Annotated in this window: 7 protein-coding genes and 1 pseudogene; 3 read left to right on the top strand and 5 right to left on the bottom strand. The window is 37.1% G+C overall.

Features of this window, described 5'->3' with window-relative positions; translation table 11 throughout:
- Window positions 1-518: 518 nt before the first annotated feature.
- The 3 genes from BN202_RS02975 to BN202_RS02965 all read left to right on the top strand — a co-directional run bounded on the left by BN202_RS02975 (window position 519) and on the right by BN202_RS02965 (window position 4273).
- On the top strand, window positions 519-3098 hold the full coding sequence (locus tag BN202_RS02975) for a DUF6990 domain-containing protein (protein WP_019219045.1): 2580 nt from the start codon (window positions 519-521) through the stop codon (window positions 3096-3098).
- A gap of 88 nt (window positions 3099-3186) precedes the next feature.
- Window positions 3187-3531: a hypothetical protein gene (locus tag BN202_RS02970; RefSeq protein ID WP_019219044.1), complete on the top strand. Its 345-nt coding sequence runs from the start codon at window positions 3187-3189 to the stop codon at window positions 3529-3531.
- A 271-nt stretch (window positions 3532-3802) separates the two neighbouring features.
- Window positions 3803-4273: an SMI1/KNR4 family protein gene (locus tag BN202_RS02965; protein ID WP_019219042.1), complete on the top strand. Its 471-nt coding sequence runs from the start codon at window positions 3803-3805 to the stop codon at window positions 4271-4273.
- Between the two features lie 982 nt (window positions 4274-5255).
- On the opposite strand, the gene BN202_RS02955 is transcribed toward BN202_RS02965, so the two are convergent.
- The 5 genes and pseudogenes from BN202_RS02955 to BN202_RS02930 all read right to left on the bottom strand — a co-directional run bounded on the left by BN202_RS02955 (window position 5256) and on the right by BN202_RS02930 (window position 14800).
- A complete protein-coding gene (locus BN202_RS02955) occupies window positions 5256-10223 on the bottom strand; it encodes a DEAD/DEAH box helicase (RefSeq protein WP_019219040.1) in 4968 nt (1655 codons plus the stop codon).
- A gap of 540 nt (window positions 10224-10763) precedes the next feature.
- Window positions 10764-12226: pseudogene (locus BN202_RS02945) on the bottom strand (YfjI family protein).
- 5 nt (window positions 12227-12231) lie between these two features.
- Window positions 12232-13122: a DUF7146 domain-containing protein gene (locus tag BN202_RS02940; RefSeq protein ID WP_019219038.1), complete on the bottom strand. Its 891-nt coding sequence runs from the start codon at window positions 13120-13122 to the stop codon at window positions 12232-12234.
- 101 nt (window positions 13123-13223) lie between these two features.
- Entirely contained in the window at window positions 13224-13424 is a 201-nt protein-coding gene (locus BN202_RS02935) for a helix-turn-helix transcriptional regulator (RefSeq protein ID WP_019219037.1), read from the bottom strand.
- A gap of 209 nt (window positions 13425-13633) precedes the next feature.
- On the bottom strand, window positions 13634-14800 hold the full coding sequence (locus BN202_RS02930) for a tyrosine-type recombinase/integrase (RefSeq protein WP_019219036.1): 1167 nt from the start codon (window positions 14798-14800) through the stop codon (window positions 13634-13636).
- Window positions 14801-14984 lie beyond the last annotated feature (184 nt).

Genomic DNA, 14984 nt, shown 5'->3' with positions numbered 1-14984 from the left:
AAGATCCACAAAACAATAATGACGATGACAAGGATGGAAAAGGTAAAAAGCTTAATAAAGCTAGGGAACATCATGACAAAAAGCGCGATGAGAAAAAACAAGAATTAAATGATGAAGGATGTAGAACATGCAAAACAGAAATAGTATTCAAAACTAAGACGGATAAGGGGGTAGTAAGATCTCGTGCGGATATTGTTTATATAGAGAAAGGTAAAATAAAAATTGGCGAGGTAAAAACGGGGAAGAATGCTAAATTAAGTGAACAACAAAAGATTTTGAAAGAAGCATATAAAAAAGGAAATGCAGAGCCCACAAAAGGCAAATTTACGGAATTTCTTAAAGATAACAAAGAGTTCTTAGAAAAATATCAAAAAGATTTCAAAGATTTTAGAGGAAGTAAGAAAGAATTGGAAAATGAGAATAGAAAATGGATTAAAGAACAATTGAATAATAAGTTAGACAAAACTGACGTTAACGTTTTTCATTATCCAGGACTTTTTGAATGAGAGTGAATAGCGATGCTAACTAAAGACGTGACAGAGATTTTAAAAACGCTTGGCTGGGAACCTTATCGTGCTGAAGATGGTAGTATGTTTGCGCATTATCATCTTCCCGATCGCATTGTAGGCATTAGTTATGATGTTGTAGATTATGGAGAGGATGGGGGAAAGTTTCGGCTATCGGCTAATCTTACCACTGCTGCTTATTGCCTTGCTTGGGAATATGCTAGTGGTGAAGTATCACAGGATAAGTATGAAGATACGCTGTTTTCTGCGAAAGAGGATTTCGATGTTACGGCTTCAGATCCCTCAGAAAGCCATGTTAAGGAATCTTTAAATAGGGTTATCGCTTGGGCGAAAGCACAAGATATTGAACAAAAATTACGTGAAAAAGCAGCCAATCATTCTGCTGTTGCAGAAGCATTACTTGGTGATATTAAGGCTTTAAAAAGTTCTGAGTTTACACCCCAATTACATGTACCAGAATTTGCAGATTACAAAACAATAGGGTGGATTGAGCGCCTCATTCTTTTTGCGCAAGCTTATAAAAACGGGGAGTTAGACGATATTCTAACGCGTAAAAAGCCCAAACAGCGCTCGATAAGCCTTACAGCAGCAAGCCGTATTCTTAAAACCCAAGGGTGGTTTTCTACGGAACCTGGAAAAATGTGGCTCTCTTTGCCAGACCGTTTTATTCAGTTTAATTTTGGCTTTATACGTCTTCATGATAATTACAATGTTCGTCTTGAGGCTAAAATATCTAATGAAGAGATTTCTTTGGCTTGCTTGTATATTCATTTTTGTGGACAACGTAATCTTGTACGACCTACGGATATTTATCGATCTTTTAATACGATTGGAGGAGAGAATTTTCGTGGGGTTGATAAAGGAATTGATATTTGTGTAGAGATATTGAATGAGCAAGAGTTGACAAAAATCTCTGAGCGGATAATACAATGGGCACGTGCCCAAGATTTACAAGCATCAATAGAAAGCAAAACGCTTATCCAAAAATATAGCTATTATCCAGCTGTGATTTGGCATTTGGCTTGTTTAGCATTGACAGGTCAAATTGATGTCCTAAAATCCTATCAAGATTCTATCGCAGAGGATAAGATTCCTAGTCATTTGCAAAATCTTGATGAAGAATTAGAAGACTATGTGAATCACGCTGTTGAATTTGCTGAAAAACATCTGATAATACTCAAGGAACGAAAAGACGCAGATGCGCGTCTTAGTCCACACGCTTTAGCGGTTTTTAATAAAATTGCTGAGCAATTAAAAGCGATGGGCTGGACAGTTTATCGAGATAAAAACTACAATCGCAATGCTTATTTTGTAAGTAAAGACCGTATCATCAATATAATGTATAACCTTCAAAGTGATGAAGAAGAGCCGATTGTTGTATTTAAAGCTTCCCTTTCAACACTTAGTTTTTCTACTGCTCATAGAGAGATTTTCTATAATATGCCTCAATATATAGCCCTCAAAGAATCAGAAGAAGTTTATACAGTTTCTAGTACTGAATTGGATGGAGGCAAAGTTAAGGAGATTTGTACAGATATACTTGAGTGGGCTGATCGGCAAAATGTCAATCAAATCATCTATGATTATGTAGCATTTCCCCCAGACAGTGAACTTGATCTTGTAGCGCGTCACCTTATTGCGCTTGTTTTGATTGGGGATGTTGAAAAGCTCAAATCTTATAAAGAAAGTTTCAGGACAAAGAACCATCTAGGCTTTGTGGAAGGTATCACGAAATATACGATTGACAACGCTCTTACTCTTGCACGGGGTTATCGAGCGGGTTTTCCGAAAAATGCTCCGATTTTGTCTCTCGATCCACAAACAACACCTGTTGCTTCTAAAACTGTTGCTGTTGAGGCGATAGAGGAGGTAGGTGAAGCGGATGATAATGATGATCGTCTCACTATAGAAAGTGCCACAGCTCTTTTAAAAAGTTTAGGCTGGTCGACTAAAAAAATCGATGGTGATGATTATATGGCAAGCTATCAATTGGCTGATCGTGAAGTAGATATTCTTTATAACGATGAAATTGCTAAAGATTGCCCGCAATTTGATAGCGCCTTTTTGATTAGCACCGGTATTCTTGCCGCAGCTTGTAAATTAATTGATCCTACCAACGTGCAAGATTTCCCAGATTTAGAACTTAATTTTGAAGCCAAGGGATTAGAAATCTTTGAACCAGAGGTTAGTGAGGACCGCTTAAAACAAGCGCTTGATGATGCGCTAGAATGGGCAGTCAAAGATATTGATCTTTCTGAAAGACTTCGCTGTGATTATGGCGCTGCTCCTTGGCAACAGGATGCAAGGTCCAAAACAGACAATAAGGATTACGCTTTGCTTCATATTGGTGCTCTTGCTTTGTTGGGCGATGTTGAGACCTTACAATCTTATCAGAAAAGCTTTACGGCAGGTGATCATCTAGGTTTTGACGAGAGTATCGGCCAAACCCACCTAGAACGTGCATTAGCTTTAGCCAAAAAAGTAGCAAAGGTGAAGCAACTGAGCTACGCTTTGATTGAACAGGTGGCAAAAGATTTTGGTAATCACTCAGAGCTTTCTAGCGAGGAATAACCTCCTTCTTGGAAGGAGAGTTTGTTAAGTTTATTTAGAACAAAGAATACATTGATTATTTTGAAAAAATCGAAGGGGCTTATGAATCATGAAATGGATAAAGAAAAAAAATATGGGAGCAGCTCAGCCTGTGGACTTTAAAGGTAAAAAAGTTTATCAGGAAGATGAGCTGTTTGAGCCTGAAACAGTTTCTTCTTGGAAAGAAAAAGGACAGATAGTAACAGGTACAAATGTGGAAAGAATGGTATTAAGAAGAGCTCCTATTGGAGTCGATTGTAGGCCTGTTATGTTATATCCTATGACACAAGAAGGTCCTATAGCTGAGGTTCTCTACTCATTTTATCAAGATAAGAGTTTTGTTGCTCCTATGAAGCCAAAGACAAATTTTATCAGAAAAGTTATTTGTTGGATTTCAAAAAAAATTCCTAAGTAGGAAAAAAAGAAAAAGTAATTATTGCAAATATTGAAATAATGCCACTAAAAGGTGCTCTCTAAGCTTTAATGATCATCCCCTTTAATTACATCATATATTGTAAATGCGAGATGATTTTACAGAGACAGATGAGAAAAGAGCTCCTTCAAGAACATATCTCTTATGATTTTATCAATCTCATCCCAATTCCATTGGCTATAGTAGAAAAAGATTTATCATTAGAAACACTCATTATGAGTAAAAACACGCTGTGACTTATGGAGAAAAATTTATGAAAAGTTATACTTTAGCTGATGTTGCACAATATGTTGATATGCATAGTCATGTTATTAATTTTGGTACTCAAGATAATGCACCTGATGATGTACGGATTAAAACAGCTGAGAACACTCTTGGTTTACAATTTACCTCTTCCTATAAGAATTTTTTAAAAAATTATGGAGGAGGAGAAATTGGAGGTGAAGAAATATTCAGTATTTATGAAATCTGCGCAGGTATTCCTGCTGGTGATATTGTTTACCGAAATTTGCTCGATAGAAGAGATGGCTTTACGGACTCCAAACAACTTGTTATCTGCACAACTGATTTTGGTGAAACCTTTTATTTTGATTATACGCAGTTTCGGGATGGTGAATGCCCACTCTATCTCAAGTTTCCACGTGATGATCCCCAGTATTACGCAAGTAATTTTTATGAATTCCTCTGCAAAAGAATTAAAGAGTATGCAGGGGAAGATTCATGAAAACCTATACCTTAGTTGATGTTATACAACTAGTTGATAAATAGGATAATTGCGATTTATAGACCGTTATGAAAACATCTCAATGGAAATTGGTAATTATAGAGATTAGCAAAATACCTTTTAATAGACCGTGTTAGTATTGTCAGTTTTTTTTAGACCCTATATCATTTTTTTCAAATGAGAAAAATTAAAAACATTATATTTTAATAGGTTAATATATTTAAAACACAACTCATATCAATTATACAATCTTTAAAGATAATCAATGATGTGAGTTGATTAAAACTTGTCAGTTTGTGTCAGTAAATTGAACTGACAAAAGTGATTATTTTAGTGAGTAATTAAAACACGTCTTAAAAAAGCATGTGGTCTCTTAAAGCCTTTCAAAAGAAAGGGGCTATAATCATAAGCAATGCTATCAAGATCATTATGGTTATGAGTTTTGGAGGGGTTTTGGAGGTTTTGGGGGTTCCTTTTATCCATTATTATTTTATTTTTTTAGTCAAAAATAAAAGTTTATTATATTTCAATAAGTTAATTTTTATCAAGTTTTCAAAAAACAACCTATAACAACAATACAACCTCTAAATTCAATCAATAATATACGTTTTGTAGGGGTTTTGGGGGTTTTAAAAACAGACAAAACCTATAAGTAATCTAAGAAAATGAATATATATAACTCTCTTTAAACAAAGCTTTTGAAAGCTATAAAGCTATCATTTGAGATTGCGATATAATCTTTTAAAGGCAATCCAAAAGAAGCGTATTCACTTTAAGATAGGATTTCTTATAAATCTTAAAGCAATCCAAAGTAGAGTATCTAAAAGTGCAAATGATTTCTTTTTAGAATAACGCATATAAACACTCCTTTTAAGATGTTATGTAAGCAGTTTATAAAAGGGGTATAGAGCCCCCCTATAGGTATAAGACCTTATACCCCCCTTTGTGAGGTTAATATGCCTATCATCTGAGCATGCCAAATCTATTCGGTTTCTCTTATTTCTAATTTTGGTAGGTTCTTAACAATTTTCATTGTCTCTAAACTTACAGTAATAACCCTTTGAAATAATTCTAGAGGGTAGGCAGGGTTGCCAATGGTTTCAACACCATAACGATTGGCATCATTAACAATGCCACTATTTTTATCAGTCTTAACGCATTGACGCCCCATAACCCATTCAAGAGCGGGTTTACCATTAACGATATAGTTATAAGCTTCAAGAGGAATGTTTGTTATTGTGATATTGCTGTTGTAAATAACTGTAGATTTATCCTTTTCCTTACTATTCGTAATTTTTGCGAATTTCATTTCATTCACATAATAAAACTTTTCTGGATTAGAGATATCAGTCTGTTTTGGATTACCCTTTTTAAAGGTCACGGAATAAGGTTCCACATCTTCATAATTCACGTGCAAATGACCGAGTTTACGCCCAGCTGTTACAAATTTCCAAAAATCATCAGCAGTTTTAACACAAGGGATACGGGGCAGTTCCTTAGAGAGATTATCAGCATAACGAGCACGGTAATCTTCTGAATGTAAAATCCCATAAACGTAATAGAATAGATCATCTTTAGTGATTATTTCATTAGGATAAGCAGCTTGAAAATGGGCTAATCCCTCATCAGTAATAGCATCACGACGTTGTAAAGCAGCTGTTTTGTTTTCTTCTGTAGAAATTAAAAATAAATGGGATTGTTTTTCATTTTTACTTTTTGAAACCGTATCATCTTTGTAAATATAGCGTGGAAAGCATTGACCTGTATCTATTACACTCACATCAGGTACATTTTTAGTCATCAAGATAGAAAATCCACTTCTTGCTCCTACAGAAGAAACTTGTATCACTTTATTTTCAGTCGCTTTTTCTATAGGAAATATCCGCGGCATTTGGTAAACCATATCATTGAAGGTACGATTATAATAAAGCCATCGTTGTGTAAAAGGACGATACAGACTTGGTATGAGGCATGTCTCTTCAAATTCAAAAAACTTTCTTTTTGTCAACTCTTGTTTAAGTCCACGGCTCCAACTTATCTTACTTTCATCTGAATTTACAAAATTATTTACAACATTTGTATGTATTTTACGGTCAGTGTGTGCATAAGTATCATTAAAACGTTCCACTTCACTATTATAAAAGTTAATCATGTTGTGCATGTTTTTTGATAAAGCATCACGGCTAGAGTTGTATGTCCAAGCATCACGACTCGTCATAATACCGCGAGAAAAATTTTCAAACAGCTTTTTACCATGACTTTTCTTATCACCTAGGGCTAGGAATGTTTTGAAACTCTCATCACGTTGATTTATCCAATCACCATGTTCATCCGGCGTGATCATTTGCCAACTTTGTTCACGTGTAATGCCATCAATACTACCAAAGTATTCAAGAGCAGTAAGTTTTTCTTTTGTTGTGAGATTATCACCAATGTCATGATAGTAAATTTTACAATCTCTAGAAACATTGGGATTTTTGATAAATAAGGTCACAGCAATACCAGTCATACTACCATTGCCAAAAACATTTTCTCCTTCTTGAGCAGCACTATTACTTAACATATTTTTACGAATATCCCCCCGTAAATTAAGCACATAAATACTCGTAAACTCTTTGGCTAAAGATTTTCGTAAGCTATCCATTGTTGGCTTTTCTATGTAACCAGAACCAGAAACAAAGCCTATTACCCCAGCATTACTAATACGGTCACTTGCCCAACGAATGGCACGGATATAGCTGTCATAAAGTGCTCGTATATTCGTTACTTTCGATTGAGCAGCATAAGTTTTACGGATACGTTCATCTAATATGGGATAAGGGCTGTTCTTTGCATTATCATTTTCGCTCTTTTGACCTACCGAATAAGGAGGATTACCAAAAATAACTTCAATATTGAGGTTTTTCTGAAGTTCTAAATATTCACTGTTTTTCTCTAGTAAACCTTTCATCAGATCTTGCTTTTCAACCATCCGAAACGTATCAGCCAAACCAATATGCTTAAAAGGAATATACTCACCTTTCTTCAGACTATGATAAGTCGATTCAATGTTGATCGCTGCTATGTAATAGGCAAGTAAAACAATTTCATTGGCGTGGATATCATGACGGAATTTATATTCCATATCCTCTGGTTTTATGAGATTGGATTGTAAAAGCCGTGTGATAAAGGTTCCAGTTCCAGTGAAAGGGTCAAGAATAGAGACACCACGTGACCCTAGGCTTTTTCCAAATTCATTCCGCAACACATCATCAACAGAATGAATGATAAAATCGACAACCTCAACGGGCGTATAAACAATCCCAAGTTTATCTGTTGTTTTTTTGAATGCTTTGGTAAAAAAATCTTCGTAAAGTCTGATAATAAGATTCTGTTTTGCACGCGTTTCAATAATACCCTCTGTATCCTCCTTTACACTTTGATAAAATTTTTCAAGATCTTTGACTTCTTCTTTGATATTCATCTTATCAAGTTCAGCTAAGATCTTGTCCATTGCTTGTGAGATAGCATTGTTTTGCACAAATTCATTGCCATCAAACAAGGATTCAAAAATAGGACGTGTCACAAGGTGTTGCGCTAACATCTCAATCGCTTCCTCTTGTTTGATTTCGCTGTTAACGTTGTTTTGTAATTCCTTATGAAAGCCCTCAAAAGCATGAAAGGCTTCACTGTTTTCATCAGCAAGCAGGTTTTGAAGATGTGTAATATGGTTTTGTGCAATCGCAGCAACATTGCCCGCCCAATTTCCCCATTGATTAGGCTCTCCACATTTTCTGACAATGATTGGCTTAATAGCACGCGATAATTCATCAATATAAAAATCGAATTCTTCTTGTACTTCATATCTATGAGGGCTTTCACTTGCTACTGAGCCAATATGAAGCCCAGTACTTTCAGATTTTGCGTGGAAAGAGAGTTCGTCAACAACTGCGGTCATTGCTTGCAAAGCGGGGTCAAAAGTTACCCCTATAATCTCAAATAGATGACGAACATCTTGGTCTAGCTCTAAGGCTTTCATTTTGTTTTTAAAGTTGTCATCATGGGCACGCAAAGCATTGAGAACTTGCCAGATAACATCATACTTTGTATTGTTTTCTAAAGCCTGTTGTGGTGGAATATTAAAGGGAATACCAACGGGTAAAATAATATAGCCTGTTGTTTTACCTTCTGCGCGACGCATTACACGTCCTACCGCTTGTATTACATCCACATGACTTTTGCGCGGGTGTAAAAATAGAACGGCATCAAGAGCAGGAACATCTACCCCCTCAGAAAGACAACGCACATTGGTGAGTACACGGCAGTTATTCTCATCTGTATCTTCTTTAAGCCAATCAAGCAATTTATTACGGTCTTTACCATTAAAAGTCCCATCAATGTGCTTAACATCAAAGATAAGAGATGCTTTACTTTCTGGAACAAAGTTATGATATTCATCAATAGCATCATTAAAAATTTCGCTAACTCGTTCAGATGTCTTGATATCCTTACAGAAAGCCAGAGAACGACGCATAGGTTTTATGCCATCGTCTTCCTTCTTTTCTATTTGAGCCAGTGCTTTATAGCAGCCAATGATTTTGGTTGTATCATCAAGAATAAGTTCGGAATTTTTATCTTTAAGACGCTTCTGAATTGTTGCGTTGATAATTGCTTCATCAACAGCTAAGACGATAACTTTATAAGGTGTTAAAAGCTTATCTTTTAGAGCTTTTGAAAAAGTATAGGTATAAAGATTTTTCCCATAGAGCTCTTTATCATCCATAGAAGCTAGCACGGCATCGGATACGTCAGCCTTCTTCTTCAGTTTGTCAGTAAAGATTTTCGGCGTTGCTGTCATATAGAGGCGTTTTTTACCTCGAATAATGCTATTGTCATGAACCTTGATAAATTCAGATTCATACTTGTCTGTTCCCAACACAACACCAGTTGTTCTATGCGCTTCATCACAAATGATCAGATCAAATTCAGGTAACCCATGCTCTTTTTGGGCATCCGAAATCACTTGAATGGAATGATAGGTTGAAAAGATGACCGTCATTGCATCTGCGAGGTTTTCATAAGCTTCTTTGGCAAGGGCTTTTGCATCTGTTGTAGCAGGGAGAACAAGATCTGATGTTTCCATGCCAACAATATCATCTTGGTTTTTACGACGCTTGCCTACTTTTGTATCCGAACACACTGCAAAAGAACGCAAGGGGACTTGTGCATCGGCTGTCCATTCACGGATCGTTTGTGAGACTAAAGCAAGAGAAGGCACCAGAAACAAAATACGTTTGCCTTTCCCTGCTATTGTTTCTGCTATCTTAAGGCTTGTGAAAGTTTTACCCGTACCACATGCCATAATCAGCTTGCCACGGTCTGCTTCTTTTAAACCTTCACAGACTTTCTTGATGGCTTCTTCTTGATGGGGACGAGGCTCTTTTGTTGATTTCAGAACAAGTTCTTTTTTCGTTGCAAATATTTGCCAATCTATACGACTGTTTTCCATATGACGAAGGTCAATGCGATAAACGGGTATCGCTTGTCCTTTGATCATGGCATTCACATTGTCACTTAATTCCACTTCCGTGGTATCAACGAGAAGACGATATTTAAAGATGTCTTTTCCAGAGGCAGCGATAAAGCTATCAATATCCTTTTTACTGATCTGATGGTCTGCTTTATAAAACTTACATTGAATAGCCACATACCCTTCTTGATGACGAAGCTTGGCAACCAGATCAATGCCGATATCATTTTTATTCCAACCTTCACGCTCTGTTGCCCATTCATAATAGCTCTCAACCGTTTCATATCGTCCAAAATGGAGAGGGTCATGCATAAGATAAGCCATGACAAGATTTTCAAACAATGTTCCCAATTCACGGGGTGATTTTGCTTGTTGACGATAATATTCTAAGAGAGAGCGTAAAGTGACACGTTCATGATCAGACTTATGAAGGTGAGACATAAAGAATAAACTCCATTACAATATATTCTATTGAGTAATTTTCATCAAAAGAATCGAAATGAAGTTAATTAAATCCATTTTGAATGAATAGTGTGAAAAATGTGGAAAATGCTAAAAAGCGGATAAATTTTTTCAAAAGATTTTTTAAAGGCTGTTTATTCACAGGCTATGACATGAGGTCAGATCAGCAAAATAGTGAAATTTGCTGTTTATTTGATGTGTTCATCAAGACAAATGCACCATGGGCTTTAAAATATCAGAATGAGTATTTTGATAAGTTTTATGAACCATTTTATAGAGAGGTTTTGAAGGTTTCTCAAACCCTCAAAATACCCTCAAAAATATACCGTGGATTGTATTTATAGGTTGTGTCTTGATATAGGTTGTTTATTAAAAAAATAACTTATTGAAATATAATAACTTTTATTTTTTGATTGAAAAAAATATATAAAGGGGGTAAAGGGAACCCTCAAAATCCTCAAAACTCATAGATGAAGCGTTCTTTGAAGGTTCACTCTATAAAATACAAGGGTAAATGCCTTATTGTGGTGTCTTATGACTTTTCACTAAAGGATGCCATTCATAGCGTATGGTAGGTCGACCGCTTTGGGAGCTATTGTCTCCAGAGATTTCACGAATATAGTTACAACGGCATAAAAGCTCTAAAGCTTTTTTAACGGCTTGATTGTCTGTTAAACATTTCCAATCACGTTTATAAACATCTCTTGCTGTAATAACATCGGGCAAATGATCACAACGCTCGACAATCAATTTTGCACGCTCTGCTGTTAATGTATCATGCGCTGCATAAAGACGTTTGGCATGACTTAACAGATAGTTTAACCAACGCAAGGCTGTTGTAATGGCATAGAGTCCAATTTCAAAACCACCACTATCAAGAAGTTCAAAAATCAACGCAAGGCTTGCTATGGTTTTTGGCATTTTTAAAACATGCGATTGTAAGCTTTCAGAGAAACAACCACTTTTTGCCTCTCTATGAAGATGCTCTAACCATTCATAAAATTTCTCTTGTGCTTTTGGCATAAAACGCATGATCAGAGGGTGTTCTGGAGAACCTAATCGTTTATTCCATGGTGCATGGCTTGAATGAGTGGAATAATGCGTGAGGGTTGAATGCCTCCAATTATGGATAAAGTGACATGAGGGATAAAAATGGTTCCCCGCTCGATACGGTCATAGGTAAATTGATCATCTCCATTAAAAGCTGTGAGATAAAAAGCACGGTCTGTTTGATATTCCTTTCTTTCTAGATTGGTTAAAAAACCAGATAACTCATCACGAACCAACAATAAACCACGGGGGTTTTCTTTTAATAATTCCCCAAGTTTTTCGACGGTCACATCATTGACGATAAAACGAGAGACATCATCATCATGGGTATTATCTTTAGAGGGGGCTTCAGACAACAGAGCACGTGCTGTTTCAAGATCTCCTTTTTTCAGCGCTTTATTGGCTTGTTTTTCCTTTTCTCGTTTGTCTAAAGTTTCAAGTTTCTCTTCAATTTCTAGTCTTTCTTTCTGCTTTAACCACTCTTTATACCATTCTTTTTGAAGGCAAGTGATAGGAGCTAAAGCGGCTTTCATGGCTGGTGTTTTCATGGTTGACGATTGACCAATAAGAGCGCCCCAGAGATTAGGAACAATTGTCCAATCATCATGTTGTTTTGGGGCAATCCGTACGCCATTGCCAATGACAGCAGCCAAACCACAAAGAGCAGAGACAGCAATAAAATCGAGCGGGGCTTGTTGACGCTCTGAAACGTCATAAATATAGTTCATGAGTGGCATTGGGATCTGTAATAGATTGAAAGGTTCGACGGGTAAAAGAGCCGTAGCAATCGGTTTTAATTGCCCCCACCCATTTTGTTGTAAGGCTTGTTCATAAGGAATGGCTTTTAAACAAGCATTATCATTTAGAAAAACATTATCGTTATCATTGACGGGAGTATTATTCTCTAAAATATTTTGATTATCTTTTGTCATATTACTTACCTTGAATAATAGAGAAAATCATTGAAATCTAAAGCGTTTGGAGCTTGCATGATAAAGACCTCAAAGCCTTGGCTATAAGCACGTGCAGCTAGGGTAAAACCTGCTTTACGACCCGCATCATCGCCGTCCATTGCAATTGTCAGACGTCCTTTTGTATGGGGTAAATTCACACGCATCATGCCACTGGTTGAAAGAGACGCCCACAAACTCACGGGCTCTGATAACAACCCAGACAGCAGAGACAGACCCGTTTCAATGCCTTCACAAATAACCAGATGTTTGGGATTGGCTTGGCTTAAATGTACCCCACCACCCATGACAGACCCCAACATGGCTTTTGCTGGTTTCTGATCTGTTTTACAGCCATTGTCTTTTAAAAAGGTTCTATGAATGGCAAAAGAGCCAGCGCCCTTAACAAGAGCGACCAACGCGGGCAGTGTCATCCCTAATGGATGTGGGCATTTATTGTGAAAACGTAAATCAGCAGGCAATTCACAAGTAATACCCCGCATACGTAAATAGGTTTCTGCTAAAGTATTTTTGATTGGTTGGCATTGTTGCCAAATTTCTTTTGCTCTCTCTGTTTTCTGTTTTGCTCGTTTGAGATCAGCACAAAACTGTTTGGATAAAGAGAGCGTCTGATCATAAGCTTTATCAAAAAAGGCTTGTTTCCCCAGCAAGCCAATTCTGATGAGCGCTTGTATGATCTCTCTAAAAGAGCAGCCAGCATAACAAGTGAGTAAGAGACGCCCATCATGTCCATTGGTAAGGGATAAGCTAGGCAGCCTATCATCATGAGCAGGACAACGGGCTATCCCATAATATCCATGCCAAACCCCTAGCAAGGCACGTGTAATGCCCTGCGCATTCTTAAAAGAACACATCATTTTTTATCCTATGAATATTGCACCATAGGACGGATTGTGCTAGCTCTAGGGTGATGAGTTTGAGAAAGCCTTGTCCGTCCTTACGTGACAAGGTTTTCTTTTTATGCCGCGTCGTTATAACGTTGCTGTTTTGCTTGCTCGATGACATTGATAAGATCTGATTGTAACCAACGCGATAAAAAACCAAATTTTAAAGGTTTTGGCAAAGAGCCATTGGTAACATGACGGCGGAATGTTGAGATACTCATATGAAGCAATTTTGCACTTTCACGGTCTGTTAAAAGAATATCATTTTCTGTCATATTAAAATCCTTTCACTCTCAAAAAATGGTAACAAATCATAACTATTTATTAACCACATTTTGGTTCATTTTTGAAGGTATTTTATTTATAGAAAACAATATTTTATCATATAATTTCTGATGTGATACGTGATGAATCTTATTGAGAAAGAATGAGAGAGAAGAGAGCTAAAGTTATCCACAGATAATGGGATTATTCACCCCATATCTTAAGATTGACCTGTAACATATGCCGCCCATTTATCCATATAGACACGGCGCTGTTCTAGATAATCAGTGCGACGATAGGCACGCTCTACTTTCCCCCCAACTGTATGACTTAGAATAGTTTCAGCGACCTCATAGGGGGCATCGGTTGTTTCAGCAAGCCAATTGTGTAAACTAGAGCGAAATCCATGGGGGCAGTCTTTAAGACCAGCGCGTTGCATATATTGTGACATACAGCGTGCAGCGAGGGGACCCCGACCGGTTACAGAAAAGAAAAAATCATTGCGAGAAAGCAGACGCGCTTGTTTTAAGATTTCTAATGCCTCTGTTGATAAAGGGACGCGAAATTCTGTTGTCATATCACGCTTGCCTTTCATATTTTCAGCAGGGATAGTCCATATATCCCCATCAACTTGATCTTTATGAATATGACATAAGGGATTGCTACGAACCCCTGTAAGGATAAGCAGCCGCAAAGCCAGTTGTGTTAGGGTTGATGCTTCACAGAGTGTTTTATAAAAAGCAGGAACATCTTTCCAATCCATGGCTGGTCTATTAGTGACCTTATGGCGTTGTTTACCTAAGAGAGCTTTTGCTTTTTCTGTTGCTTGTAAATCAACATCCAATCCTAAGGCAGCCGCATGTTTAAGACAAAGATTAAGACGTATCAATGCTGTCCGAGCAGCTCCAGTTTTTGTATGCCAAATGGGAGCAAGAACATTCCGTATCTCTGTTTGGGTAATCTCTGAAACGGGTAAACAGCCTAACTTGGGAAGAATATGAAGGCGTAAAGGTGTAAACCAATGTCCATTTTTCCCATCTCCTTTTAATTCAGCTTTACGACTTTCAAAAGCATCTAAAGCAATATCTTTTAAATAATGGAGATTGCTTATTGCCTCACGCTTTTGTTTATTACGTTCTTTAATAGGATCACGCCCTTCACGTAAAACAGCACGCCATTGCATTGCACATTCACGGGCTTGTTTTAAAGAGACATCTCGCAACGTACCCAAGCCCATTTCACGGCGCCGACCATGAAGGGTATAACGGTAAATCCATTGAGCACCTCCATCTTTACGCTTATGAAGAAGCAAGCCGGCACCATCGTTATATTTGCCAGCCCCCAATGTTGCGACAGCCCTTGCATTAAGACGGTTCATAAGGACCATTTTTACTCCTTTCTTATATAAATTTTATCCATACACTCATCCCACTTGTTATGTGCAAATGAGTGGTTTTGATTGATTCAAGATACACAGCTTTGAAATGAGATAATCCTACGTTATTCGAGACTCTCATTTAACATACAAAACAGTGAAATATCATTATAAATCAATGCCTTGTAGAGCCTAT

The sequence above is a fragment of the Bartonella florencae genome (assembly GCF_000312525.1).
Classification (GTDB): domain Bacteria; phylum Pseudomonadota; class Alphaproteobacteria; order Rhizobiales; family Rhizobiaceae; genus Bartonella; species Bartonella florencae.
This window is presented reverse-complemented; position numbering and strand designations above follow the sequence as displayed.

Excerpts from the sequence above, each read along its gene's own strand:
- BN202_RS02975 (WP_019219045.1), top strand. The coding sequence starts at position 519 with ATGCTAACTAAAGACGTGACAGAGATTTTAAAAACGCTTGGCTGGGAA.
- BN202_RS02970 (WP_019219044.1), top strand. The coding sequence starts at position 3,187 with ATGAAATGGATAAAGAAAAAAAATATGGGAGCAGCTCAGCCTGTGGAC.
- BN202_RS02965 (WP_019219042.1), top strand. The coding sequence starts at position 3,803 with ATGAAAAGTTATACTTTAGCTGATGTTGCACAATATGTTGATATGCAT.
- BN202_RS02955 (WP_019219040.1), bottom strand. The coding sequence starts at position 10,223 with ATGTCTCACCTTCATAAGTCTGATCATGAACGTGTCACTTTACGCTCT.
- BN202_RS02940 (WP_019219038.1), bottom strand. The coding sequence starts at position 13,122 with ATGATGTGTTCTTTTAAGAATGCGCAGGGCATTACACGTGCCTTGCTA.
- BN202_RS02935 (WP_019219037.1), bottom strand. The coding sequence starts at position 13,424 with ATGACAGAAAATGATATTCTTTTAACAGACCGTGAAAGTGCAAAATTG.
- BN202_RS02930 (WP_019219036.1), bottom strand. The coding sequence starts at position 14,800 with ATGGTCCTTATGAACCGTCTTAATGCAAGGGCTGTCGCAACATTGGGG.